Source organism: Pararobbsia alpina, from assembly GCF_965118125.1.
In the GTDB taxonomy this organism is placed as follows: Bacteria; Pseudomonadota; Gammaproteobacteria; order Burkholderiales; family Burkholderiaceae; genus Pararobbsia; species Pararobbsia alpina_A.
Genome location: NZ_OZ221289.1, coordinates 228157 through 254116, shown reverse-complemented (window position 1 = coordinate 254116; position 25960 = coordinate 228157). Strand labels below are relative to the sequence as shown.

Sequence of the window (25960 nt, the reverse complement as noted above, 5' to 3'; positions counted from 1 at the left end):
GAGACATTCATCTGGACAAACATTGGACAAGTGGATTCGAGCAGTCCCGTAGACGAGCCAGCTCGCACAACCTTCCGGCGCGCAGGCGGCGTTTGCGAAGCCCATGGCGCGAAATATGCTTACACCCGTCGCGATTGTTCCGGGGTGTAGATTGGACGACGACCTGAAGACGCGGAGAACCGCGCAGAATTTGTCGGCAACGAGGAAAGCTCTCAGGCTCGCACTCGCGATTTCGGTCGCGGTGCCCCTGCTTTTTCTGCTGACGTTCGGATATTTCAGTTACCAGCGAGTGCGAAGCGAGACCGTGGACCTGGCGGACCGCTTGAGCGACGTCGCCCAAGAACAGGCGCTTAAAGTCCTCGACCTCGACTTTCAAATCGCGTCACGCACGAGCGACCTCGTCGGGTCGAGCAACGACGCAGAACTCGCTGCTCGCCAAGAGCAATTGCACGACACCCTCGACAGATTTTGCAGGGGCTACCCGCAAGTCAACTCCGTTTCAATCTGGGGCCAATCGGGCGCGCTGCTCGTGAACAGTCGCTATTACCCTGTGCCTGAAGTGAATATTGGCGACCGGGCCGACTACCGAGCGACGCGCGATTTGAGCACCGATATCTACGTGTCCCCTCCCTTGACCGCAGCGGTTTCAAAGAGTCCCATTTTTACGACCATGCGGATACGAAGGGACCCGCGCGGGCGCTTCCTTGGCGTCATCTCCGTGGCGCTCGACATCCAGTATTTCTCGAGGTTTTACCAAGCGCTGTCGCGAGGCGACGACGCAGTCGCGCTCGGCCTCTACCGGCTCGATGGGACCGTCTTGGTTAGAATGCCACCGTCTCCGGTGGGCGCGTTGCGCGGTGATAGCCTGCTCATGAAGGCGATTCGTGATAACCGTCTATCCGGCCAAATGCTGATGCGCTCCACCGTCGACGAACGCCGGCGCATCGTCTCCTTTAAAAAGGTCGGCGACTATCCGCTTTACGTCGCAGCAGGCTATTCGACCGACGCCGTTTTTGCAAAATGGCTGTACCCCTTCGCGGCTGTCAGTGCTCTGGTACTCGCGGCGTGTGCCGGCGTCTGGACTCTGGTCGTGTTCTCCCTTCGTCGCGTCAGCGCGGAGCAGGCGATTTTGATTCGATTAGGCGAAGAAACGTTGCGCCGTTCTCATGCCGAGGCGGCAGCCATGCAAACGCAGCGCCTGGGCGCGCTGACAAATCTCGTCTCGCACGTTGCGCATGAGGTGAACAACCTCCTGGCAGCAGTGACAAGGCAGATGTTGGTGGCGCGAGCGAAAGACTATCAGGGCGTCAAACATGAAGTTGAAGCGACGCTGAAAGCGACTGCGCAATCGAGCGCGCTCGGACGCAGGTTGCTCAGCGTAACTCGCCAATTGCCCCTTCATCCCCAGCCCCTGCACTTCGCCTCTTGGCTTGGACAAGCGTTGCCTAGCATTCAGGGCACGGTGGCTCCAATGCGCGTGGCTGTCGATGTCCCCGACGACCTCTGGCCCTTTCAAGTAGACCCGACCGAGCTGGAGCTTGCGGTCATCAATGCGGCGCTTAACGCTTCGGACGCTAGTTCCACCACGTCGGTCGCAGTACTGTTCATTAGGGCGGAAAACGTCAAAGACGACAGCGATGACGAATGGGTCGTCATCCGCATGTCGGACAACGGCGAAGGGATGACCGAATCTGTGAAAGCGCGGTCCTTCGACCCGTTCTTCACGACTAAACGCGACTCGGCGGGCCTTGGGCTGTCCCAATTACAAGCAGCGTGCGAGTCAGCCGGCGGCCATGCGGAATTAGAGTCCATCCGAGGCGAAGGAACAACTGTCAGCATGTATTTTCCACGTTGGCAAGCGTCGAGCTCGCCGCCAATCGAAGCACAAGCCGCCGACATCTCTGGCGCGCACGTTTTGCTAGTCGAGGACAATCAGGACGTCGCCGACGGTATGGTTGCGCTGCTCTCAGAGTACGGAGCTAAAGCCACGCATGTGACAACGGCGGATGACGCCCTTGTGCGCTTAGGAAGTGGGGAGAGGTTCACCCTTGTCCTCTCCGATGTGCAAATGCCAGGCAAGGTCAATGGCTTAGGGCTCGCGGAGTGGATGGTGGCAAACCGCCGGCAAGAGCCCGTGGTGCTCATGACAGGATTCGCATCCGAGCTCAGGCGTGCTCGGGAACTGGGCATCACCGTATGGCCGAAGCCATTCGATATGCAGCTACTCTTCCCCTATCTCGAAAGCAAAGCGCTATGAGCGGCGGCCCGCTGAACGCTCTCCGACGACATCAGGCGACCGATGACAATCGTGCGTGCTTCATCGATTCGATTCTATTGCGCCCGTTACGCTTTGCGCGATAGAGCGCTGCGTCGGCTGCTGTCAACAACGCCGTTGGCGAGCTGTGTTCGCGGTCGCCCCCTGTGGTCGCAGTACCGATGCTGACCGAGACAACTTTATGCTCGCTCGCCTCATTGAATATCTGAAGCGCCTCAACACTGGTTAGTACCCGGTGTGCAATCGCCAGCGCGCCGGCTGCATCGGTGTCGGGTAGCACAAGCGCAAATTCTTCCCCGCCATAGCGTGCAACTAAGTCCGCTGGACGCTTCACCGACTGCTTCAACGCAAGCGCGACTGAGCGCAACGCGTTGTCGCCTCGTTCATGGCCGTACCGGTCGTTGAACTGTTTGAAATAGTCGACGTCGACGAACAACACCGAAAGCCGGCTCTTTTCACGGAGAGCTCGGTTCCACTCCGTCTCGAGCACCTCGTCAAAATGCCGTCGGTTTGCCAAGGTCGTGAGCGCGTCGACGTGCGACAAGGTGCGCAGTTCCGCTTCGACCTTCGCTCGCCTTTTGAGCTCGCTTGCCAGCAATTGCGCGAGCAACAGATAGCCCACTGCAAGCAAGACAATGGCGCCTCCCATGGCTACCGCTCGGCGATGCCAAGCGGCGTAGATGTCGCGCTCCGCCGTTGCAATCACAAGCACCAAACTAAACGGCTCAATTTTGTTGTGCACGAAGAGCCGCATCTCGCCATCAGATGACGAGCGGCCAACGAAGGCGCCCGCCTCGGAAGACGCGAGCCAGCCGAAGTTCGCGCCGCTGGTGACCGGGCTGAGCCCGTCTCTGAGCGGCAGGCGCAAAATGGTTGCGCCGTCCTTGTCAAATAACGCTACCGCGCCGTGCGGCCCGATATCGAGGTCGGCAAACAGATTGCGGAAGTAATCAACGTTCAGTGTGATGAGGGCAATGCCCCCGAACGAGCCGTCGGCCCGATTGATTCGTCTGCTCAGGGCCACAAACTGTGAATTGTTGTGGGTCAACCTCGATACGACGGGGCGACTAATAACAAGCCCCATATCCGGGTTGGCGCGTTGAACTCGAAAGTAATCCCTGTCCGCGTAGTTCTGAATGCGCGGCAGGAGATGGCCGGAATCAGCAGTGACATTCCCATCGGCATCAAGTATCAGGACCTCGCCCACATATTTCGCTGTGAGCGCCTGGTCGAACAAGATGGCATTGCGCCGCTTCGGCGGCAGACGCATGACGTCGGAGTCTTCGGCGCCACTCACCATCGCTGTCAGCGACAAGTCGATGATTTGCAGATTGCGCTGAATGTCTCGTTCGGCCACCGTCGCCAGGTCTCGGCTCACCGCCTCCGCGCTTTGCATAGCGTCGCGTCGGGAATCCAGTAAGACCATCGCGCAGATTGTCAGTAGCACGATGACGAGAACTGCCGAACCGAAAACGGCTATGTCGGCGGCATGCCTCCCGGCAGCCTGCCGGTATTTCGCAAGTCGTATTTTCATATCGTTGCAGAAGATGCCCGATGTGCGCGACGCTGCGGTGCCCCAGACGGCGGGCTGCCTCTTAAGTTGCGCGTGCTGACGCACGGTCTAATGTCTTAGTTGTCTCCTGAGCATGCGCAGGGCCAGAGCAAGCGCGGAGCCAGGCAATGGAACGCCATTATGCTGCATCGGAAAGCTGTCTGATTCGCCTAAAGAAGACAGAGATATGCTTCTTTTCATTGGACCGCGGCGCGGTTGGCGCGACCGCCCGGCGGCGCCAGCATTTGTTCGCTCTGGCGGTTGAATCACTTGCAGGGAGCACCCCACGCACCGCACGTTGTCGACCTTGACCTTCACGGAGCCGACCAATGACGTTAGGTGAGAGCGTATAAGCGCCGATAGCAGTTATCGCCCGCAGTTCAGCCATCCGGGCCACGAAATCCGGGGACACGAGGAAGAACAACAGATGGTTCGCCTCCAAGACGGCGACCAACCGGTCGCCAGACTATATCAGTACATTTGCTGGGTCCCGTCTGAACTTAGCAAGGTCGACTTGCATTACGCCGGAGAGACTGTTCGCAAGCACCTCCAACAGGTTTTCGAGCGGGTTGGGCGCCGCCGGACACATACCAGCATCAGTTGAAGCTGGGCAGCTCGGTGCTGAACGACTCCTTATTCTCTTCCACCACATGGTCGTCGACAATTGCCCCTCCGAGTGTGGCACATCCTTTGCGAAAGCGAGCTTCGGCGGTCCGGGAGCAAGGTGGGTCAATGGCCGCAAACGACAGCAACAAGTTCAATCACGAATGCCGTTAAGTTGGAGTCAGTTTGGGGGCGAGCTACCGTGGAAGCAATGCAGTTACAAGTGATGAATTTCCGCCCTCATGGCAGCCCTGCATTTACCCAACAGCGGAACAAAAGTCGAAGTCGGAATACTTTCGATTGAAGGAAGCTGAACCTGCGGAGAGAAAAATGCCAATATCAGCGAACGAATCGCGCTGGTTAGACCTGGAAGGTGTCAAAGCTCCGCAATCGGAATGACCGCACACCACAATGTATGTGACCTTGATCGCAGCGACAGCGTATTCAACCGTGGCAGATACGCCACCTGGCTCGCCGCCATATGCGGGCACGATGTTGCCTGCGTTTCGAATAACAAAGATGTCGCCGGGGCCACGCTGTGTCATGATTCCGGGCACGACGCGACTGTCAGAACACGTGATGAATAGCGCTGTGGGTTTCTGCGCAGTAGCGAGCTTTCGAAAGAGCTCTATCTGCGACGCGTAGACGTCTCGGTGAAACTTCAAAAGCCCTTGGATGATTTCCTTCATCTGCCGCTCCAATCGAGTTGATGGGCCGGGATAGAGTAGGAAGCGCGCAGATATGAGTCTTCCTGAAACGCCGTGTCCTTCGCCGCTTAATGGAATGGTCTGCCCCACCTCCTGCGCGATACTGTGCGTGTTCACCTAAAGGAGAGCGGCCGTGAACGATCACGGCGTCTCGATGTGTAACTGCAATGGAAGCATGTCCTGGCTCGCAATTTTGGGGGCGGCGCTTCCACCAGGCCGGTCACACGGTGCGCATCATTCCGGCTCAATTCGTGAAGCCGTATCTAAAGTCGAACAAGAATGATTTCAACGACGCACAAGCGATTGCCGAAGCCGCCAGTCGCGGAAGCATGCGATGTGTACCGCTCAAGTCGACAGATCAGTTGGAACTCCAAGCGTTACACCGCGTGCGCCAGCGCTGCATCATCGAACGCACTGCGGTCGTCAACCAGATGCGGGCGCTCCTCCTCTAACACGGCATTGTCGTACCGGTGGGGCGGGGGTTGTTCGCTCGGCGGATGCCAGCGGTGTTGGCCGAGGCGGGTGGATTTTCCGCAATTCGGTGTCGCTCTCGTATCTCGGTGACCGAAGCATAAGGCGCGATTGGCTGGACGCCGCCGCCTCGCTGAAACTTCTGTGGGTTCTACGCGAGCCGCGATGATCAATCACCCAAAGCTCATCATCGAAAACATCGAGACGTGCGCGTCGGCGAGTTTGGGGACTAACGATCGCCGGAGGCTGATGCTGCATTACGCTGAGCGCGTCATCGCAGATACAACATACGCGAATCCTCGCTCAGTCAGCAAATTATGACTTAGGCAATAATCAATTGCCTTCACAAGACTTTCGGCATCGCCACCGTGAAGTAACCAGATACCTCGCAATTCACTTACGGAGACAACGCCATCGTTCCTTGCTGCAATCGGCCTCGCCAGCTCTACGAGCCATTGCCCTCGCTCTGCCACATCAAATGGAAGCACCTTTCGACCTTGTACTACGGCAAACGCCGCATTTCGCGCCTACGCGCATATGCGTTGTCAGCACGAAGCGCCCCCGCGCGCCGAACACCGTCATTGCATGCACATTGAACGGTGCGTTGGCCGTATCGCGTTCCTAGAACCGAGGCAGTTTTATCAAGTGCGTTGCAATAGCACGTTGAAGCTTGAGCGCCGCATCGCCCACAAATTGAGACCGACGGTTTTCGCCGCTTTCATCGCGGCGACGAGTCAGGAGGGTATTCTGTGCCCTCGTCCCGGAAACGCCCTCTCGTGGGTCCGTCGGCGCACAGGAGCGCTTACCAAGCCCTGCAGTTGGAAGCACGAAAACCACACCGGCCACTCAATGCTCGATTAGTCCATCCTCCGTGCCCGCTGTGGCCAGCAGCCCGTGTTTGACCACGTACAAAGTCATTTGCGCGTTGTCTTTAAATCCCATTTTCTCCACGATCCGCGAGCGATACACGCTCACGGTTTTGACTGAAAGCGATAGACGCGCAGCGATGTCCGTCAATCTGCATCCGGACCCGAGCAAGCGCAGAGTTTGCAACTCTCGTTCTGAAAGAGTCGCGTGGAGAGGTCGATCAATCTCGGGCGCGTCCATAACGGTCACTAGTGCTTCGGCCATGTCAGCGCTTAGGTATCGCCCGCCCTTGCAGACTCGACGTATTGCTGAAACAGCTTCGTCTGACGCGGTCGCGTAGGAAAGATACCCGCTCGCACCGGCTTTCAGTACCGCCTTGACAGACTTCCCGTCGGCTCGTCCGCCAAGAAGGATTTGCTTCAAATGAGGATTCGCTCGCGCCAACACCCTTACGACCTCCACCCGCTCAAGACCGGACCATACCAGATCAACAATCGCAGCGTCCCAACGGCTTGATCTTAAGTTATCCGTAGCCTCGGACAACGATGCGCTGGTTCCAATTAAATCAATCGTGTCATCGGTCAAGAGCAAATGCCGCATTCCATACTGCACGATCGAATTGTCCAAAATCAGCAAGACTTTGCACATTGTCCCCTCACGTCGTAGGCGGCGCCCATATTCGACTCCTGGCGCAAATGCATACCCATCGCAATGGCAATTCCTGTACCCGAAACAGTGGCATGGTTTGATCTGTCTACGTCGGCGCACGGACATGCCTGGCACATACTCCTACCTCGGAGGCGCGCCGAATTCGCACGCCAAATCACTTTCCGGAAAGCACGGAAAGCAACTCTCGGCAGCACACAAACGCGGCGAAAAGGTCAAATCTGATTCGAGAAACGACAAACTTCAAATTCAGTTTCTGGCAGTTTTTCTCAGGCTCCAATCATCCCAAGGCGGATCATCGCCGAACGCTTCGGCAAGGTAGTCGACGAACCGCCGCACTTTGAACGGTATCCGTTGAGCGCTCGGGTAGACTGTGTGCACTGCCAGCTCGGTGGCACGGTATGCCGGCAGTAGCGCGACGAGTTCCCCATTCCGCAGATGCTCTCCAAAGACGAATGTCGGGCCGTACGCGATGCCGGCGCCGGCGAGCGCGGCCGACAGTAGTATCTGCATGTTGTTGGCCGACGCTCGCACAGGTCCTTCGATACAATGCCCCCGGCCCTTCGCATCGAACAACGTCCAGTCCCCGGCGGATACCGCGTCGCTGAACGCGAGTCTGGGCGCCTGAAGCAGATCGCGCGGCTTGCGCGGCGTTCCATGCCGATCGACGTACGCGCGGGATGCACAAATAACCATCCGGCAAGGGGCAATCCGGCGTGTTACCAGCGCCTGATTTTCAAGTCGCCCGATCCGGATTGCGACGTCGATGCCCGCATCGAGCAGATCGACATAACGATCCCCGAGCACGACCTCGACATTCGCCTGCGGATAGTCCTCGACGTAGCGTGCAACGACTTGCCCGAGATGCATCGCACCAAATGTGACGGGTGCAGCGACACGCAGGACGCCCCGCGCCGTGCCATGTGAATCGCTCGCCTCGCGGTTGGCTTCGTCGTATGCCTCGAGAATCTGCTTGCAACGCTCGTAGTAAGCCTGGCCCGTGTCCGTCAGGCTCAGGCGCCGCGTCGTGCGTTGGAGCAGTCGCGCATTCAGCCGCGTCTCCATCTCGCTTACGTGCTTGCCTGCCATCGCGGGCGAAAGCCCGAAACGCCGTGCGGCCGCCGCGAAGCTGCCTTCTTCCACGGCCGCAACGAACACGCCGAGGCTTGTCAGTCGATCCATGTCGTCACCTGATTCGATAGCGGGATTATCGGCTATCGCCAATATGCGAGCAATTATCAAATCACCTGAGCGGCTCTACGATGTTCGTACTGACCAGCAAGGAGCACGAATTGGACATCGAAACGAGCGGCATACGGATTCACATCGCGCAGCGCGGCAGCGGAGAGCTTGCGCTGTTCTTCCTGCACTACTATGGCGGATCGTCGCGCACATGGGACAAGGTTACGAAGGCGCTGCCGGACCGATACCGCACGGTGGCCACGGACCATCGCGGCTGGGGCGACTCCGATGCACCCGCGCATGGCTACCGTATTGAGGATCTGGCGAACGACGCCGAGGGCGTGATCGAGGCGCTGGGTTTAAAGCGCTTCGTGCTCGTCGGACATTCGATGGGCGGCAAGGTCGCGCAACTCATTGCGTCGCGGCGGCCCAAGGGACTTGAAGGTCTGGTGCTGATCGCACCGTCGCCGCCCTCGCCCATGCTTCTCTCCGAGGAGGAACGCGCGACATTGTCGGGCGCTTACCAGTCACGCGAAACGGTCGAATTTGTGATCGACAACGTCCTCACCGCGAGACCGCTCGATGCCGCGTGCCGCGAACAGGTCATCGAAGACAGCCTGAAGGCTGCACCGCAAGCGAAGGCTGCGTGGCCCGAGATCGCTATGCGCGAAGATATCTCCGCAGCGGTGGCGTCCATCGTTGTGCCGACCATCGTCATCTCGGGAGAGCGGGATCAGGTGGATCGGGTCGCGACGTTACAGACTGAACTGTTGCCGCGCATCCCGCATGCAGCGATGCACATCCTTCCCGACATCGGGCACCTGTCGCCGCTCGAAGCACCAGCGGAGGTTGCGCAGCGCATCGCAAGTTTTGTCGCTGCGATTGAAGACGAATCTGTAACGTGCAACGCACCTGCGGACGTCCCGGCCGCCTTCGATACGGCGATGAACGCAAACGATCTCGATGCGTTGCTCCGCGTATTTAGCAATAACGCGACTATGCGGATGACGAACGGTGACCTCGTGGAGAGCCCGGGCGACCTACGTCGGTCGCTTGCCGAGTTGCTGGCGATGCGACCGCATATTCGGAATACCGTGCGCCTTGTACTGTCTAGCGGCGAGATCGCACTCGTTCTACTGGACTGGACTCTCAGCATCACGCTATCCGACGGCCAGAAGCACGTGCAACAGGGGACTGCGACCCAAGTCATGGAGAAGGGCCCCGACGGTGGCTGGCGGCTTAGAATCGCGAATCCATCTGGGGTGAACTGATGGCCGTTTCCGGAACTTCCTTCGTCTTTCCACCGCGGGTAACGCCGTCAGTCGGGAGCGAATGAATCCTCTCCTAAGGGCGGACCGCGCTAGGGACAAGGTCGCGATGAATCGAGCGTCGGATGTGGCGGATAAGCCTCCGTGCACAGCTCCTGCACTTCGGCGCGAAACCATCGATGAGCCGGATCGTGATCGAGGCGAGGATGCCAGATCGCCGAGATGTTGAAGGCGGGTATGTCCAACGGAAGCTCGAAGCCCTGCAAGCCGTTGGAAGCCGCGTAGTCCGACATGAAGGCATTGCCCAGGCAGGACTGCGGCACGACGGCGAGCAAGTCCGAATGACGAGCGAGCTGCATGGCGCTCGTATAGGACGCCACCACCATGCGCACCTGCCGTCGCAAACCTGGCGATTCCAGGGCCGCGTCAATCGGACTTTCGGCATCGCCCGTGCGCGAGGTCATCACATGGCCATACGCACTCCACCGCTCCACGTTGACAACACGATTGCGCAGCAGAGGGTGGCCGATCCGGCACACACCCACGTAGCGATCGCGAAAGAGCAACCGCGTACGTATCTCGGGAGCCGCGGTCTTGACGATGCCGATTTCCAAATCGATCAAGCCGTCTCTTAGCGGTTGAGCGTCCCAGTCCGCCTTGGGCGCGAAGCGCAGTTGCACACCAGGCGCCGCACGGTGAATCCGATCCGTCAGGGTCGCGCCGAGCAAATCGATGAAGCCCTCACCTGTTCGCAACGTAAAGCGTTGCTTGAGGGTGGCAACATCGAATCGATGCTCGGGACGGCTCAGTGTCGCTTCGGCCTCGCGCGCCAGAGCGGGAACACGCTGGCTCAATTGCTCGGCATACGGAGTGAGCACCAGTGTCCGACCGGCCTGCAACAGAAGGCGATCACCCGTGACCTCGCGCAGGCGCGTCAGCGTACGACTCATGGCGGAGACGCTGAGTTTCAGCCGACGCGCAGCGCGCGTTACGCTGCGTTCACTCAGCAACGCATCCAGCGCCATCAGGAGGTTGAGATCGACACGTGACATGCACACAGCATAGTCGAAAACTACCCAGGTATGGCGTTTGGTGCAAATGAAGATTGCTGGTGAGGCGTCTAGTGCAAGTCGAAGGCATTAAGGACAATGGATTGGGTCAATCGCACGAAAAGGAAAACGCCATGTCTCACGCTCTTACCCACTCACCGGCCGTTCTGATCGTCGGCGCATCTCGAGGCCTCGGCCACGCAATGGCGGCGGAGTTCCTGAACAAGGGATGGCACGTGATGGGCACCGTCCGAGCTGGTGGAAACCGCAGTCTGCTGCACGAACTGGCCGATACGCACCCGGACAAGATCGAAGTTGAAACCCTCGACATCAATTGCCCCGAGCAGATTCGTGCCCTGCGCGAACGCTTGTCCGGCAGAACGTTTGACATTGTGTTCGTCAACGCCGGCACGACCAATCCGGATCCGACGCAGACCATCGGCCAAGTGTCGACCGAGGATTTCGTGAATCTCATGATCACCAATGCACTCAGCCCGATGCGAGTCGTCGAGGGCCTGTCCGGCCTGGTTCCGCCGCCAGGACTAATCGGGGTTATGTCATCCGGACAAGGCAGCATTGCGGACAACGAATCCGGTCAACGCGAGCTTTATCGCGGCAGCAAGGCAGCGTTGAATCAGTTCATGCGCAGCTTCGCCGCGCGCCAAGCACAAACGCCGCGAGCCTTGTTGCTGGTCGCGCCGGGGTGGGTCCGCACGGACCTCGGCGGTCCTGAGGGCCGGCTGTCGATTGAGGAGAGCGCTCCCGGTGTGGTGAACGTGCTTTTAAGCAAGTTAGGGCGCCCTGGTCTGGAATACCTCGACTACCGCGGCCGAACCGTCCGATGGTGATCGAGCGACACCCCGTTCCTCTCGTACATGGCGAATGACTTTCGAATGGGCACGTGGTCCAGGGCGGGTCGCTGTCAAATGCGGCAGCCAGAGTCCGATGCGAATGCGATCGAATTGTTTCTCGCCCGAAACTCGCGCAGAGATCATCGCCTTTGGGCCACCGCGATGCAATGTAGTGCATCCCGCCCTGCGCGCTGGTTGCGCGCCACGTCGACATGGCTCCGTGGATTTTAGTGATCTTCATCGTCGAGCCAAGGGTGATAACTCGTATTAGCACCGTCAACATTACGAAGTGCCGCCCTATTTCTGCCTTTGTGTAGCATCTGCTACATATCAATCCCCTTGCATTATGTGAAGTAATAGACGGACAAATAACGACCCGACGCTTCTCCGACTGTAAGCATCGGCTCCATCGCGTTTGCCACGCCATTTCGATGCCCTGATCTCGTTCGTGCATACCGGCTGGGACCAGTCATTCAACCGGGCCACCACTCCCGGTGCAGTCGAGCAGAGTTAGTGGGAGCGCGCGCTCCGCAACGCAGTACGGCGGTGAATCGACGATTGGCCAGGCGTGAAATTACGCTCTTTCAGTATATAAAATCCGTGTAGCGGCTTCTCCCGGGGTTTACGGTTGGCCCTGCTATAGCTAGCTGTGGCAAAATGCCATCATTGAATGGGCAAATTGCCTGGGGTGGTCTATGGTTGTCTTCGTTCCGAGCGGCGCAGCCGCTCCCGTTTCTGCGGAGTTTGGGTTGCTGGCCGCGTTGCTGGCCGCGCCTGTTCGATCCGGTTTCGATCTCGCGACCTTGGCCCGCGAACGCATTGACATCGCGGTACTTGATCGGCTCATACAACGAGGGCTGCGAGCCGATGAGCTCGCCTTTATCATCCCGCGGCGAACCTTGGCCCATCGTCGCCAACACGATGAGCGGTTAACTCTCGAAGAATCTGATCGCGCAATCCGTTTGGCTCGCATCATCGCGCAGGCCATCGCGACCTTCGACGACAACGATAAGGCAATGGGTTGGTTACGAGCGCCCAAAAAGCGTTTTGGCGGTGCCTCGGGTCTCGACATGGCTGGGACTGAACATGGCGCGCGCCTCGTAGAAGAAGCCCTCGTACAACTCGAAGAAGGTTATTTCGCTTGACGACGCTGTGGCGCATTAGCAATCACGCAGACCTCTTAGGCATAGGAGGTCTGCGCGCCCCGGCGCGCTGGCATAACGCGGGACGGCCGATCGTCTACCTTGCTGAGCACCCTGCTCTCGCGCTTCTAGAAATCCTTGTCCACCTGGAGATACGCTCAGGGGACGATCTTCCGACGATCTATCGGCTGCTGAGAATTGAAGTCGACGACGAGGCATCAACGGCCCGGCTCGACATGAGCCCAGCACCTGTCGATTGGCGTGCAATGACTGCATGGACGCGGGCCGCCGGCAGCGAGTGGCTGTCGACCGGCACAAGCGTGTTGCTAGAGGTGCCCAGCGTAATCGTCCCATTCGCCAGAAACTACTTGATGAACCCGCTTCACTCCGATGCGTCGCACCTGCACGTCGCGGAAGTTCTCGACGTGCAGCACGATCCACGCATCCTGAAGCTAATACGTCAGGAACAGTGATGGGAATGAGCATTCTCTCGATCCGAAAAGGAGCCCGGCGACGCACGTTGCGGCCCTAGAGAGCGGACAACGGGCCAGCGTGGAACGCTGTCACGGCTCGATGCAGTGAGTTGCCGCATCGCCCGTCCTTACGCGGTTTCAGGTGAGTGTTGTTCGAAGGTCTTCTGTTGCAGGGCAGCTCGTGCTCATGGACCACGCCGCAACATGCAGCCTTTCGCTCGATAGGAGACGGGAGAGCTTGAGCATTCGGGGAAAGTGGCGGCACGAGCAGTAATGCGACAACGAGCAATCGAGATGGTGTGCCCCCGCTGGATGACGCCCTAGCGACTAGTCATATTTCGTGGGAGGCAACCCCAAAAAAAGCCCTGCCGGCCATCGTATGTAGGTTGGGTATCCTCGTGATCGGCGCACTACAACTACCGATGCATCCGTAGGCCCTGGGCAAGTAGTGACAAGCGCTTCGTCGCCTCATGCGCCTTAATCAGTACAATCACGCGTCAAAAGATTAAAACAGGCTGGCGCGGCATCTTCCGCGCGGCATTCAACGTCGACCGAAAGAGTGATCATGACCAGTTCCATCTACAGTGCCTCCGTCCCCGTTTTCAAGCAAATGCTGGCCGCATTGTCCGAGATACTCACGAAGGCCGAAGCACACGCCGCCGAAAGGAGCATCGACCCGAACGCGCTGCTGCAAGCACGTTTGTTTCCTGACATGTTCCCGCTAGTGCGCCAGGTGCAAATCGCCGCCGATTTCACCAAGGGCATCACTTCGCGCCTGGCCGGCGTGGAAGTGCCTTCGTGGGCAGACACTGAGGTCACGTTTGCCGACCTGCAAACGCTGATCGCTAGGGCCTTATCCTACATTGGCGCATTCGACGCCTCGCAATTCGAGGGAAGCGAACACAGGGAGATCGTCCTGCGTCCCGGTACGCCGAAGGAGAAGCGGCTGGTCGGCAACGCCTATTTGCAAAACTACGGACTGCCGCAGTTTTTCTTCCATATCACGACCGCCTACGCAATCCTGCGCCACAACGGTGTCGAAATCGGCAAGCGCGACTACATGGGCACATACTGATCGTTGGGGCACGCGACGATCGGACCGCCGGTCGGCAGCATGTGTCGAGCGCCCGAAAAATCGGCCGGCGGTGTGGACGAGCTTCCGCACCCGGAAGAAAGCGTCGATGAGTCCGTCCCGCTCAAATGCGATCGCTTGCAGCGTCTTGTCGCTCCTTTCCCAGCTTTCCTTTGCGGCGCGCTGACACACGGCTGCAGTCGATACGCCAAGCATTCCGCGACTTTGCCTTTGTGACGGTCGTGTCGGATTCCCACAATCAAATCGACCATGAAGGGTTGATCGTCCGCGACCTCGGTCGGTCGATCGAACGTTAAGTTGACAACAAGGCAGACCGATGAATGATGAAGGGATATTTCCACGCGTTGCCCATTCGTCTGGCCTCCGTCTGTTAGCGTCCGACAATAAGTCGGCTCGCAAGCGCCAGTACAAGCGCGGGCACCATGACGACCACACCAATCCTGAAAAACTGCCCGAAGCTTACTTCCTCGCCTTCGCGTCGAATCGCCGACAGCCAGAGGATCGTGGCAAGCGAGCCGGTAATCGACAGATTCGGGCCGAGATCCACACCGATCAGTAGCGCGTCGATAACCCGCTCGGGAACGTGCGACTGCAACACCGTCGCGCTCGCAATGAGACCGGCAGGCAAATTGTTGATCGCGTTGCTCCCAAAGGCGATGACCAGACCTGACAGCGCCGCCGCGATCGACGCGTTCTGTCGGGTCGCCTGCTCCAGTAGAGCAGCAAGTTCGTGAATAACGCCCGTACGGTTGAGCACCTCGACCAGCACGAAGAGACCGGCAACGAGCGGCAGGACGCTCCAGGATATTTGGTTGATGAGCCCAAGGGGAGACTGCCGCTCCTTGATCAGCACGACCAGCGCGGTAAGGATGCCCAGAATCGCAGTAGGAAGACCGAGTTGGAGATCGAAGGCCGAGACGACGAGCAGTGCGGTCGCCGTCACGCCGATGCTCGCCAGCGTGAGCTTGCCGTTCGCGCTGAGCAGCTCCACCGGCAAGTCGCGCGCGCAGACACCCCTCAGATTTGCACGCTGCATCCAGCGCAACATCACGAACGTGACGACAATCGAAAGCACCGAGGGCAATGTGAAGCGCGCGACCCAAAGACCGAGTTCGGGCGTATGGTTCGCGTAGAGCACGAGGTTGGCGGGGTTCGAGATCGGCAGAACGAAACTCGCCGCGTTGGCAATAAAGGCGCACACATAGAGCAACGGAAGCGGCTTCATTTGCGCTTTCCTCGCGGCGGCGAACACTGCGGGTGTCAGGACGACAGCGGCGGCGTCGTTTGACAAAAACGTCGTCACGACAATACCCACGAGATACACCAGAAAAAAAAGCTTACGCGGCGCCCCCTTCGCCAGATTGACGGCATGCACCGCTACCCAATCGAACAGACCTTCGCGGCGCCCGAGCTCCGAGAGAAGCATCATGCCGATCAGAAAGAGGTAGACGTCGGTGCCTTTGCCGACCGCCTGCCACGCAAGCCTCACGGGAAGCAGTCCAAGCGCGACCAGCATCAGCGCGCCGATCACGGCCCAAACGGCTTCGGGCCAGCGAAATGGTCGCAGGATCACGCCGGCGGTCGCGGCGAGCGCAATGCCCCACGAGAGAAAGATTGGATTCATGTGGTCAGAGTGGCGTCGTTGGCGATGTCGCGGAGAACGCCGCATGCTTTCTTAAGCGCGGTAGCAAACAGCAGCCAGAGCGCGAGCGATCCTGTCGACACGGCGCCCAGTACGAGGAAGGCGCTCGCGTAGCCGAAATGCTGGGCGAGCACGCCGCCCAAAGCAGGGCTGAGCGCGGCGCCGACGCCTTGTACGGTCATGACGATACCCTGCCCGACATTGACCCGCCCCGTACCCTGCAGCAGCCGCACCACCAGTGCGGGCACTGCGACGCTCTGCAAGCCGGCACCAATGCCGTCGAGCGCCTGAACCGGCCATACGCCCCACGCGGTAATGAACGTCGCGGCCACCAGTCCGCGCAGTGGTAACGCAAGGAAGGTGATGAGAATGACACCCCAGTAGCCGATCCGTTGAATCAGCCGGTTCGCAAAACATGCGGCCACGACCATCACCAATTGCGCGACTACTATGGTCTGTGCAGTGAAGGCGCTGGGATCGCCCTGATGCGCGGCGACGACCGCGAGGCTGTAAAGCGGAAGCATCGCAGCATTGCCGAGATGGAACATGGCAAGCGATGCTGCGAGCAGCAGCAGCGGGCGGCACGTCAGCAGAACGCGAAAGCCGGTTGCATGTTCGTGCCCTGACGCGTCCGTCGCCACGCTTCCGAGACCGCGCGCGCTGTCGTGATCGATCGCATCGCGGCGAATGAGCAACGTCGAAATGATCGTCAAAACACCGAACACACCCGTAAGCGCGAACACGGCACCGAATCCGTAACGCCATCCAAGCCAACCGGAGAGCGCGGCGCCCACTACGTTGCCCGCGTGATTGAACACCTGGTTGCGGCCGAACTGCCGATCGAAACCTTTGTCGCGAACCATGCCGAGTGTCACGCCCGCTATCGCCGGACCCAGCGCGGCTCCCGTCACGGCCGTGAAAATCTGCGAGGCGGCCACCATTGCAAAGCTGTGCGACACCCACAGCACGAGGGACGCCAGGGTCGTCATCACTCCCGCGATAACGATGATGCCGCGCTTATGAGCGGTCGCGTCGACGAGAGCGCCGGCCGGTGACGTCGCAAGCATGCCCGCGATGCCGCCGAGCGTCATGACCGTGCCGATCGCAGCGGTATGCCAGCCTTGCGCCTGAAGGAAGACGCCGAGAAAAGGTCCGATGCCCGCCTGCACATCGGCCATGAAAAAATTTAGTCCTTCGAGGGCGTAGAGCGGGTTCATGATTCACCAATGGCGTCCGCTCTTGTTGGGCCCAAGCTGTGAGCCAAGAATGCCGTGCTCCGGCCACGCGTCGACGACGTACGCGTCGGTGCCAAGTGGAGCGCGGGGCTCGACGTGTCGTTCCGCCATTCCGGCCGCCGTCGGCTCGATGGAATCCGTGCCGCTTCGCCCATCCGCCGTATGCGCGGTCACGACCAGCGACACCGCATCGCTCGCCTCGATAGACGGCAACGTCCCGTGCCAGACGCCCGCTTCACTCAGACTCGGCGACAACTCGAACGGGACGCCACCGAAATCGCCGGTGACGGACACGACCTCGTCACCAGACACGAGCACGCGAACGCAATGTGCGTCCGTCGCATCGGGCGAACGGCGACTGCGCTGTAGCCGCCGGTCGGACGGCCGCGTGATCATGACGAACGGCCACGTCGCATCGAACGGATGAAACTTCCAGCTCACGACGTCGCCGTCGACCGCCGCCACGGAGAAGCCCGGGCGCCCATCGTCCTCCTCGATCTGACCGGTGGAGCGTGTCGCGGCGTAGATCACCGAACCGTCGTTGAGCAGCTCGTTATAGTGCGTATGCCCCGTATCGACCATGGCGACGTTGGCCTGTGCGAACGCCTCTGCCAGCGCTTCGCCATCGGCAATGTCGCCCGGATACGCATGCATGAAGACCACGGCCGGCTTCCGGTCCTGGACTGACAAAACCAGTTCGTGCTCGAGCCACTGGAGGTCTGCGCCTGAGAGCCGAAAGTCGGGGCCGCCGCTGCCGGCCGATACGACATCGAGAAAGATGCATCGATGGCCCTTCACAATGCGGGAGAACGGCAACGGGGCGTGTGCGAACCTATGGAACGCGTCCAGATTGCCCGGCTCGTAATCATGATCGCCGGGAATCGCGTGAAACGGCACCTGCAGGGCCGCCACTTCATCGACAATGCGCCGGAACTGTTCGTTTGTTCCATTGTTCGCGTTGTCGCCCGGAAAAAACACAAAATCGACCCGATCGGACAGGCGGCGATTCACCATGCGGATCATCGACCTCAAATGGACGAGGCTCCTGTAGCGATCGTCGTCCGGTGCATGAAGATCACCGAAGTGCACCCAACTCAGCATGGCACATACTCCTTAGACGGAATGAAGCCTGTCAGATGTCTGCTGCTCGTCGACGAGTTCGGCTATTTCGTCGACCTCGATTGCGCGCCCGTGTCGGTTCTTCACGCCGCGCCCCCAGGCGTGAACATGTGCGCCCGGACTCAGGTAAGCGGCCAGTTCCGTGGCCGCGTGAGGCGGCATGCGCAGCGACGTACCGTCGTCGAGCAGCGCTCCGCGCAATTCGCCCTTCGGTCCGAAAAGGGACAGCACGACCTCACCCGACGCGACCATCTGCTTGTGTTCGACGTGTGGCCTTTCGTGTTTGTCGCCGTTTTGATGCGGGCCTTCGTCGAGAATTACCGCGCCACTTGCGGTCGTCAGCAACACGGCGGCGATCATGTCTGCGTGACGCGGCTTGACGCCGCGGACCTGCACTTCGTCACCCAGCGCAACGTGCCGCGCCAGTTTCTTCGAGAGATGCGGCGGGAAATGAACCTGCCGCCCGCCGATCACGAGACCGTCGATTTCACCGTGCGGGTTCAAAAGGAAATGTGTGACCTTGCCGCGAGTTTGGGGAAGGCTGGTCGGGTCGATCCAATGCATGTCGATGGTCCTTATGAAGAATGAGTGGATGTTGTCTGGATAGCGTCGTTGCGACGTATCAAGGTATGGGGGCGTTGCGATCGTAGAGAGGGACCAGGTTGCCCGGTGAACCGAATGCCGTCGCCTGTAGCGCGGTGCCGTATTGGTTGCGCGTGCCATAGCCTTGTGCCGAAACCGTCGCGCCTGTCCGTATCAGTGTCGCGAACTGTTGGGCGGCACGCGGCGTGAGTTTGATCACCGTGCCGTCTGAGAGGATGACGCCATCCGGCTCGCCGCGCGGCGCGGTCGTGACATGCGCCACCTGGCCTTGCGCGCTCAGACGCGAGAGACCTCCCACGCGTGCAGCGTTCGGCAACGCAGGCGAGCCCGGAACAGGAGGTTCGTCGATCAGTTGCTGGCCGCTGCGTGAGTCGGTGATGCGCTGCGCAGTGAGATTGCCGCTTTCATCGCGCGTACCGCTCACTTGTACGCTGTCACCCGAGCGGACTGCCGAAGTCAATTGCCAGCTCAGATGAGGCGGAAAGCGCACCAGCGTTCCGTCGTCGGTCATGAAGCCATCCACGTCGCCATCCGGATTCGTCAGGAATTTCGCAACGGTGGCCTGCATGGTGGCAACTGAGGTCGCGTCCGCTCGCGCAACCGGCGCAGCGCCACGAGGAGGCGGCACCGGCGGCGCGCGCGATCCATCGGCCGATGGCGGTACATCACCCGTAGCGGGAGGTGGCGCAGGGCTGACGGCGGGCTGAGCCATAGGCTGCGGATGCGGTTGCGCGGCACAGCCTGCGCTGGCCGAGAGCACGGCCGTGAGCAAGGCGATTCGCAAGCCGGGGTATGAGGTCGATTGCATGGTTCACTCCTTTCGCGTAGCGAGGAGGTCCTTGCAATGGCTATGCCATACGAAAGCGCCAGCTGGATCAAGGCGTCGCGAGCCGAGCGGCCCGTTGATGTGTCAAGCAACCCGACAGCATATGTCCGCTTGCCGGACGCTTTGAGCGTTTATGCCGAAGCCTCGGATATGCCCATTGCCGCGAGGCGCGTATAGAGCGACTGGCGACTGATGCCGAGCCGGCGTGCCGCTTCCGCGCGATTACCACCCGATGCCGAAAGCGCATGCTCAATCATCGCGCGCTCCAGTCGCGCCATTGCTTGCGGGAGAGGCAATTCGAGCAGTGTGGCGGGAATTGCGAGGTCCGCGCTGTCGGCGGTTGCCGTGAGGAACGCGAAGTCTTCGCGAGTCAGCAGAGAGGCAGGCGCAAGCGCGCTGGCTCGCTCAATCGCATTGGCAAGTTCGCGGACGTTGCCTGGCCACGCAAACGTAGCAAGCAGGCGCTGGGCATCAGCGGAAAGATGCTTACGCGCTGCATCGGGCGATGCGCCCGTCAGGAAATGCTCGGCGAGCGGCAGGATGTCAGTCACGCGTTCGCGCAGCGGCGGCATATGCAAAGGGATGACGTTGAGTCGAAAGAGCAGATCCTGCCGAAAGGCACCTGCCTCGACCATCGAAACGAGATCGCGATGCGTGGCGGCAATCACGCGCACATCGACCAACACGACCCGGTTCGTTCCAAGCGGCGTGACCTGCCGTTCCTGCAGCACACGCAGGAGCTTTGCCTGCATTGGAAGCGGCATGTCGCCGACTTCATCGAGAAAGAGCGTTCCGCCATGCGCTTCCTCGACGCGCCCTCGCCTGTCGGTCTGCGCGCCCGTAAAGGCACCCTTGCCATGCCCAAAGAGTTCGCTTTCCAGCAGCGCTTCAGGGATGGCCGCACAGTTTACGGCGACGAACGGGCCGCTCGCGCGGGCCGACGCGCTGTGCAACACCCGGGCAGCGATATCCTTGCCGGTTCCGGTTTCACCGGTAATGAGCACGGTCGAATTCGTGGCCGCCGCGCGGCCGATGCGCTTTTGCACTTCACGCATGCTTTCACTCACGCCGAGCAACTGCGGCTCGCGTGACTTGATTTCATCGGCAAACCCTTGCGCGGCGGGTGCGCGAGACTGCGCGGAGAGAATGCGTTCGAGGAGTGCGGCGATGTCGTCTCGGCCGACCGGCTTGGTGAGATGCTCGAAGGCACCGAGTCGCATGGCGCCGATGGTGTTGTCGCTCGTAGCGTGCGCGGTGACCATGACAACCGGCACCGATTGCAATCCCGGCATGCTGCGCAGCGATTCGAGCACGGCAAGTCCGTCCGCACCGGGCAGGCGGAAGTCGAGAAAGATGCATCCGGGCGTCGGATGCTCTCGCAAATGCGAGAGTGCATCTTCGCCCGAACGGGCTTCGGACGTCGAATGACCGAGGTCCTGAATCGTTTCCGCCAAGCCCTCGCGAAAAGCATCGTCGTCGTCAATGATCAGGATGGTCGCCATGGCAGATCGATTACAAAGCGAGTTTCGTTCAAATCTTCCGCAAGGTAAGCGCGGCCGCCGTGCGCCGACGCAATCTCGCGCACGACGGCAAGGCCCAGGCCCGATCCATCAGGACGACCCGTTACGAACGGCTCGAAAATCCGCTCGCGCTCGACCTGACTGACGCCTGGGCCACTATCCGCGACTTCGAGCCTGAGCCTCGCGCCTTCTTGTATGTACGCGCAGCTGGCGCGAACGGTCACGTTACCGCCTGAAGGCGTGTGTCTGAGAGCGTTCACGACAAGGTTCTCGAGCGCACGCGCCAGTTGAGCGGGGTCGAATATCGGTTGTGTCGCGCTCGGCGCGACGTTAGCGCCGAGCGCGACACCTTTGCTTTCGGCGTGTGCTTCATGGGTATGGATGATTTCATCGACCCACGCGTGCAGGTCGACTTCGCGGGCGTGCACAGTGACCGATTGCGTCAGCGCCAGCAGGCTCGTCACCTGAGCTTCAATGCGTGCGACCTGCTCGATGATGGTCCGTAGCGCGGCGTCCCTGCGGGTACCATCGCCCGCCAGTGCGTTTTCGGCCTTCAGGCGCATCGCGCCCGCCGGATTGCGGATCTCATGGGCGATTTGTGCTGCCATCTTGCCTAACGTGCTGAACCGTTCCGCTTCAGCCAGCCGCCGGTTGAGCGCATTCGCATCGTGCGCGAGGCGTTCGGCGCGGTCGCCATAGCGGTTGAGTGCATCGACGATCTGATCCAGATCGCGTTCGCCGAGCCGGTCGAGACGCTTGCCGTGCTCAAAGTCGCCCTCGGGAGCGAGCGCCCGCTCCAGTCGCGTGAGATTGTGCTTCCAGCGTCTTAGCGTCAATGCCAGAAACAAGGCAAGCACCACAATGATAGCAAGCACTCCGGCCAGAATGGTTGCAGCGCGCTCGCCGTAAGGACCGAGTGGGGGACGCGCGCGTGTGAGCGTCCATGAAAAGAGTCCCGCGTGCCGCGGTACCGGACAGGCCACGGTAAGCACGGCGTCTGCGCCGCTCGACACGATTTCGGTTTGCAGCTGTCCGGTACTCGACGCGCCCCTGAGTGCGCGGAGAATCAGCGGCGTCTCCGCCTCCGGGACGTCGCGCTTGAGCCCGCTGCCGCCGTAGGTAGGAAACGCGTAGGCGATGAAACCATTGGAGTTGGGTTCATTGGTCCAGAAGCCGCCTTCGATGCCATCGGTCTGGATCAGCACAAGATCGAGCACCGCGTGCATGAGGTCCACATTGGTCTCACCCGAGCGCTGCATCGACAGGTCATAGCGCGACGCGACGGCAGTACACGTAGTCGCCGCCTGCCGCCTCGCCGCATCGACACGCTCACTCAGCGCGGATGACAACATCAGCCATACCGCAACGCTCAGCAGGCCACATAGCACGGCGATCAGGATCCAGAGCGCAAGTAGCTGCGTGGAGAACGACGGTCTTGGCATTGAAGGATCAGCTAGTGAACAAAGTCAGCGCCCCTCGAAGCAATTCCTTTGCCTGGCTATCGCATCCATGCAGGCCGCCCATCCTTCTCGATGACCCGGAGCCGGCACAGTCCAAATGAAATGAGATGGACCCCTGCGAGAAACGCTGACTGAGAATAACTACGCCTCGCCTTGGCCCGGATTGGCCGAGACCACGTCAAATCATGGAAGTCCGGCATACCGGCTCTTGCGCCGTCCCTCGTATGGCTGGTTCCGGCTTCAGGAAGCTGGCGGTCGCTCGAGCAGCAAGCTACGCATATCGTCCATCTCTGCCGCCCAGGAAGGTTAGATCGTTGCTCGTATTGTTTTACCGGGGTCCTTCGTGGCAATGTACAAAATCGCAGCGTTCAAACTATACACTTGCTCGTAGCGTGTCACGAGTGCCGTCTCGACGGCGGCATCTTGACAATCGGTCGCGAACGCGAAGTTGATCCGAGACAATCCAAGGCATAAGTTCGTCGATACGGTTAGTCGCGTGATCCGCGACACGTCCGAGCACGAAGCTCAGATAAGCGTCAGGGTCGATGTCGTTGAGCTTCGCTGTGCCGACGAGGCTGGGAATCGCCGCCGCGTGTTCGCCACCGGAGCCGGCACTTGCAAATAAGCAATTCCGGCGCCGAATAGCCGCTCCGCGCAGCGCGCTCGAATGGCAGGTTATCGATCTCGAGTCGACCATCGTCGCAGTATCGAGTGAGCGCCTCCCGTCGGTTTAGCGCATAGAGGATCGCCCGACTCATGTCGGCTTTTTTCGAGAGTCAAGCGTGCCCTTCAGCGAGGCATGGAGTTGCTCGAGCAAGGGGCCCGCAAAGGACTGAACCTCGACGAGGCAAAGCGTGTCGCTTCGCAACTGAAGCAAGATCGGCAGAAAGCACTTGACGCGTTGGTCCGGGAAGAACTGGGACTCGGTCCGGACAAAATGAGTGGCAATCCGTGGACTGCCGCCGAGCCCGCTAAGCGCTCGGCAATCATACGGCTTCGCTCGGGCTGGCGTTCTGCGGCCGTGCGTTGTTCCCACCGCACTGTCGGAACGGCGCATTTGTTGGCCATGCACGGAACCGCAAGCCGCGTACCGGCTACAAGGTGGTATTCGTGCCATTTTTCGACGGGCGCACCTGAAGACTTTCTGACGCCCAATGGTTACGCGGTGGGGGTCGACCCGTTGGCGTCTCACTCGACGCGCAAGGTACCCTGCTTGTGGCCGACGTTGTCGGCAACGTTATATGCGGAGTAGCGCCGAGTAACGACGTCCAGTCAACTAAAGTCGCACCGGAAGGACGCCGACGCAGCCGCAGCCGCAGCTTCTTAAATACGTAGCCGGTCTGACCGAAGCGTATCGTGACGATCGCTCGAATCAGCAACCATCACTGTAGCTTCTCGTCCTCGCGTTTCGCTTCCGCCATGGCCTCCGGCTCAAGTTCCTCCGCCGACCGATTCAGGTGAACAAACACACCCCACGAACTAAGAAGCAGAGCGGTCGATGCGATAAGCCATGCCGCGTATCGAAGCTGCGAAGGATCTTGGTGGAGCGCTTTGAAAGTAGCGACGAGCCCCTCGATGGCAAGCGCGACAATCACCACCACTAAAAAACGCGACAGGAAGCGCCGCACACGCGTCGGCGCGCTTACGTCGGCCTCCCGTATCACCTCTTCTTCCACGACGGTCTCAGCGATCTGCAAAGCGACGACAGCTCCGGCAAGTAATCCCAACGCTTCGAATACGGACAGTGCACTTGTCGAATCCCATTGACTCGTAGCGGCGGTTGCGCCGACGCGTGCTGCGATCGCGATCAGCATCAGTGCAGAACACGTAAACAAGAGGGCCATCAGCGCGTGGATTATCGTAAAGAAACGCATAAAAAGCTTCATTATTTCGACGCTCCGTTGTCGTGAGTCAGTGAGGGCAACATATAGTCCAACGGCAAAATCTGCCAGCAGGCCAGCCACGCGAAAGCGGTCGCTCGCAACAATCAACTTGGCAAACAGACGCACAAAAGTGTGCCGCCACAATCGTTCGATGTATTGTTAGCTGCCTGCTATCGCTCACACGGCCGCGCGCGCCGGATTCAGTTCGACCGTCAAATGCGATATCTCTTAAACCGCCCAAGTACCGTGCGATAGAAGGCCGGACTGTGCCGCGCTTCTCGTGTAACAACCGATATCCCCTCACTCAGGCGCCCGGAACCGACTGGTCATAGGTGCAAGTCAAGTACGGTGTCTCCATTGTCCGGGCTCACGTGACGAAGTTTCTCGGTCAGGCGACGCTCCGGGTTCACGTCTAGAAGGATGCCGCCCGTATCACCTATCAAGCCCTACGATCGGTTCGCAATCACCAGGGCGTCGATCACACCCGCGAGTGGGTTCATCCAGACCGCGCCGAACTCTTGGGCCAGCACGACGCCGATAGTCGCCGGTACGAACACCGCGGCATCCGCGATGACGTGACTGTACGCCGAGCGGATGTTGTGGTCGCGGTTTGCGGCCGGCTCCGCGCAAACGTGCTCGTGCTCGTGCTCGTGCTGATGCTCTTCGAACTCGAATTGATGTTCGCCATCCGCCAAGCATACGATAGCCTTGAACACGTCGTGACCGTGCCCATGTCCGCGGGCGGGACTGTGGGCATGGATCGTCGCTCAGCAGTCATACGCTCGCGAGGTCGGCCAGCAGACCAAATTCCGCGATGGGTACGGCCTGACCCAAATGAATCGGAACGGGCGAGAAAAACCGCGAGACGGCTTCGTAGCCGAACAGCAGCGCGATCATGGCGAGCACGCTGGTTGGTAAAACCCGCGAGGTCGCCGAGTCTGCCATTCCGCCGACGATTTCGGCCACCAACATTGCACTGCGTAGCGAAACCTCCATCCACGTCCTGCACCCATTGTCTTCGTGAGATGCGCCCTGGAAAATATGGTCGTCCCCGCACCGAAGGCGACGTCTTGGAAATCATTCATCATGTCTCTTACGTGAAGTAGCTTTGAACCACGTCGATCAACTGCTCGGTAGCGCTGCCTTCGCCGTCGTCGCCGCCTTCGCTGGCGTCGACCATATAGGCACGAATGTGGTCCTCGAGTACGACTTCCCAGCAAACCGTCAATCGCTCCCCGGCAACTCGTAATCACCTGCAGCATATCGTTACAGCTGGGCTCTTCCTCAAGTGCGCGCTCGATGGCTTGCATCGGCCCCTTGATACGTCGAATGCGGTTGAGCCGCTTCTTTTTCTCGTAGATTGTGTGACTCAAGCGAGGCCTCCATATACCAAGGGGAGCTATCGCGATGCGCCGAACCCGTGTAGGGGCGCGGGTATAGAATCGCGCGCAAACGGGTGACTTGTTCACCCTT

Annotated in this window: 20 protein-coding genes and 4 pseudogenes; 8 read left to right on the top strand and 16 right to left on the bottom strand. The window is 60.0% G+C overall.

Features of this window, described 5'->3' with window-relative positions:
- Positions 1–151: 151 nt before the first annotated feature.
- Entirely contained in the window at positions 152–2257 is a 2106-nt protein-coding gene (locus ACMFWR_RS31905; RefSeq protein ID WP_413197416.1) for an ATP-binding protein, read from the top strand.
- A 31-nt stretch (positions 2258–2288) separates the two neighbouring features.
- Here ACMFWR_RS31905 and ACMFWR_RS31900 read toward each other — a convergent pair whose 3' ends face one another.
- Together ACMFWR_RS31900 and ACMFWR_RS31895 are read right to left on the bottom strand one after the other, a co-directional pair.
- Positions 2289–3893, bottom strand: a complete 1605-nt coding sequence (locus tag ACMFWR_RS31900) for a diguanylate cyclase (protein ID WP_413197415.1) — start codon at positions 3891–3893, stop codon at positions 2289–2291.
- Between the two features lie 794 nt (positions 3894–4687).
- The gene (locus tag ACMFWR_RS31895; protein WP_413197414.1) at positions 4688–5119 is read right to left on the bottom strand and encodes a carbonic anhydrase; all 432 of its coding nucleotides are present in this window, start codon (positions 5117–5119) and stop codon (positions 4688–4690) included.
- A 185-nt stretch (positions 5120–5304) separates the two neighbouring features.
- Here ACMFWR_RS31895 and ACMFWR_RS31890 point away from each other — a divergent pair, with 185 nt between their 5' ends.
- The gene (locus ACMFWR_RS31890) at positions 5305–5589 is read left to right on the top strand and encodes an IS110 family transposase (RefSeq protein WP_413197413.1); all 285 of its coding nucleotides are present in this window, start codon (positions 5305–5307) and stop codon (positions 5587–5589) included.
- 865 nt (positions 5590–6454) lie between these two features.
- Here the strand turns inward: ACMFWR_RS31890 and ACMFWR_RS31885 are convergent.
- Both ACMFWR_RS31885 and ACMFWR_RS31880 read right to left on the bottom strand, forming a co-directional pair.
- Positions 6455–7123, bottom strand: a complete 669-nt coding sequence (locus ACMFWR_RS31885; protein ID WP_413197412.1) for a LuxR C-terminal-related transcriptional regulator — start codon at positions 7121–7123, stop codon at positions 6455–6457.
- A gap of 267 nt (positions 7124–7390) precedes the next feature.
- A complete protein-coding gene (locus ACMFWR_RS31880; protein ID WP_413197411.1) occupies positions 7391–8323 on the bottom strand; it encodes a LysR family transcriptional regulator in 933 nt (310 codons plus the stop codon).
- Positions 8324–8433: 110 nt separating this feature from the next.
- On the opposite strand from ACMFWR_RS31880, the gene ACMFWR_RS31875 reads away from it, so the two are divergent.
- On the top strand, positions 8434–9594 hold the full coding sequence (locus ACMFWR_RS31875; protein WP_413197410.1) for an alpha/beta fold hydrolase: 1161 nt from the start codon (positions 8434–8436) through the stop codon (positions 9592–9594).
- Between the two features lie 89 nt (positions 9595–9683).
- Here the strand turns inward: ACMFWR_RS31875 and ACMFWR_RS31870 are convergent, their stop codons facing one another.
- Positions 9684–10643: a LysR family transcriptional regulator gene (locus tag ACMFWR_RS31870; RefSeq protein ID WP_413197409.1), complete on the bottom strand. Its 960-nt coding sequence runs from the start codon at positions 10641–10643 to the stop codon at positions 9684–9686.
- A 131-nt stretch (positions 10644–10774) separates the two neighbouring features.
- Here ACMFWR_RS31870 and ACMFWR_RS31865 point away from each other — a divergent pair, with 131 nt between their 5' ends.
- From ACMFWR_RS31865 to ACMFWR_RS31850, 4 genes are all read left to right on the top strand, one after another.
- Entirely contained in the window at positions 10775–11488 is a 714-nt protein-coding gene (locus ACMFWR_RS31865; protein WP_413197408.1) for an SDR family NAD(P)-dependent oxidoreductase, read from the top strand.
- 698 nt (positions 11489–12186) lie between these two features.
- Positions 12187–12636, top strand: a complete 450-nt coding sequence (locus ACMFWR_RS31860; RefSeq protein WP_413197407.1) for an antitoxin Xre/MbcA/ParS toxin-binding domain-containing protein — start codon at positions 12187–12189, stop codon at positions 12634–12636.
- Complete coding sequence (locus tag ACMFWR_RS31855; protein ID WP_413197406.1) at positions 12633–13106, top strand: RES family NAD+ phosphorylase; 474 nt, start codon at positions 12633–12635, stop codon at positions 13104–13106. Before ACMFWR_RS31860 ends, ACMFWR_RS31855 begins: the two co-directional genes overlap by 4 nt.
- Positions 13107–13671: 565 nt before the next feature.
- The gene (locus ACMFWR_RS31850; RefSeq protein WP_413197405.1) at positions 13672–14181 is read left to right on the top strand and encodes a DUF1993 domain-containing protein; all 510 of its coding nucleotides are present in this window, start codon (positions 13672–13674) and stop codon (positions 14179–14181) included.
- Between the two features lie 388 nt (positions 14182–14569).
- On the opposite strand, the gene ACMFWR_RS31845 is transcribed toward ACMFWR_RS31850, so the two are convergent.
- From ACMFWR_RS31845 to ACMFWR_RS31810, 8 genes and pseudogenes are all read right to left on the bottom strand, one after another.
- A complete protein-coding gene (locus ACMFWR_RS31845; RefSeq protein ID WP_413197404.1) occupies positions 14570–15823 on the bottom strand; it encodes an arsenic transporter in 1254 nt (417 codons plus the stop codon).
- Entirely contained in the window at positions 15820–17058 is a 1239-nt protein-coding gene (locus tag ACMFWR_RS31840) for an MFS transporter (RefSeq protein ID WP_413197403.1), read from the bottom strand. Before ACMFWR_RS31840 ends, ACMFWR_RS31845 begins: the two co-directional genes overlap by 4 nt.
- Before the next feature lie 3 nt (positions 17059–17061).
- A complete protein-coding gene (locus ACMFWR_RS31835; protein WP_413197402.1) occupies positions 17062–18177 on the bottom strand; it encodes a metallophosphoesterase family protein in 1116 nt (371 codons plus the stop codon).
- Positions 18178–18189: 12 nt separating this feature from the next.
- On the bottom strand, positions 18190–18759 hold the full coding sequence (locus ACMFWR_RS31830) for a hypothetical protein (protein WP_413197401.1): 570 nt from the start codon (positions 18757–18759) through the stop codon (positions 18190–18192).
- Between the two features lie 58 nt (positions 18760–18817).
- Entirely contained in the window at positions 18818–19606 is a 789-nt protein-coding gene (locus tag ACMFWR_RS31825; RefSeq protein WP_413197400.1) for a hypothetical protein, read from the bottom strand.
- Between the two features lie 149 nt (positions 19607–19755).
- The gene (locus tag ACMFWR_RS31820; RefSeq protein ID WP_413197399.1) at positions 19756–21126 is read right to left on the bottom strand and encodes a sigma-54-dependent transcriptional regulator; all 1371 of its coding nucleotides are present in this window, start codon (positions 21124–21126) and stop codon (positions 19756–19758) included.
- Positions 21111–22586 (bottom strand): sensor histidine kinase, encoded by a 1476-nt coding sequence (locus tag ACMFWR_RS31815; RefSeq protein ID WP_413197398.1) that lies wholly within the window; start codon positions 22584–22586, stop codon positions 21111–21113. The genes ACMFWR_RS31820 and ACMFWR_RS31815 overlap by 16 nt, the downstream gene beginning before the upstream one ends.
- Positions 22587–22977: 391 nt before the next feature.
- Positions 22978–23439, bottom strand: a pseudogene (locus ACMFWR_RS31810) (IS66 family transposase); the annotation flags it as partial.
- A 140-nt stretch (positions 23440–23579) separates the two neighbouring features.
- Between ACMFWR_RS31810 and ACMFWR_RS31805 the strand changes: the two are divergent.
- Positions 23580–23939 (top strand): annotated as a pseudogene (locus ACMFWR_RS31805) (sorbosone dehydrogenase family protein); the annotation flags it as partial.
- A 47-nt stretch (positions 23940–23986) separates the two neighbouring features.
- Here ACMFWR_RS31805 and ACMFWR_RS31800 read toward each other — a convergent pair.
- The 3 genes and pseudogenes from ACMFWR_RS31800 to ACMFWR_RS31790 form a co-directional block, all read right to left on the bottom strand.
- Positions 23987–24490, bottom strand: a complete 504-nt coding sequence (locus tag ACMFWR_RS31800) for a hypothetical protein (RefSeq protein WP_413197768.1) — start codon at positions 24488–24490, stop codon at positions 23987–23989.
- A 174-nt stretch (positions 24491–24664) separates the two neighbouring features.
- A pseudogene (locus tag ACMFWR_RS31795) lies at positions 24665–25572 on the bottom strand (cation diffusion facilitator family transporter).
- A gap of 8 nt (positions 25573–25580) precedes the next feature.
- Positions 25581–25860: pseudogene (locus ACMFWR_RS31790) on the bottom strand (metal/formaldehyde-sensitive transcriptional repressor).
- Between the last annotated feature and the right edge of the window lie 100 nt (positions 25861–25960).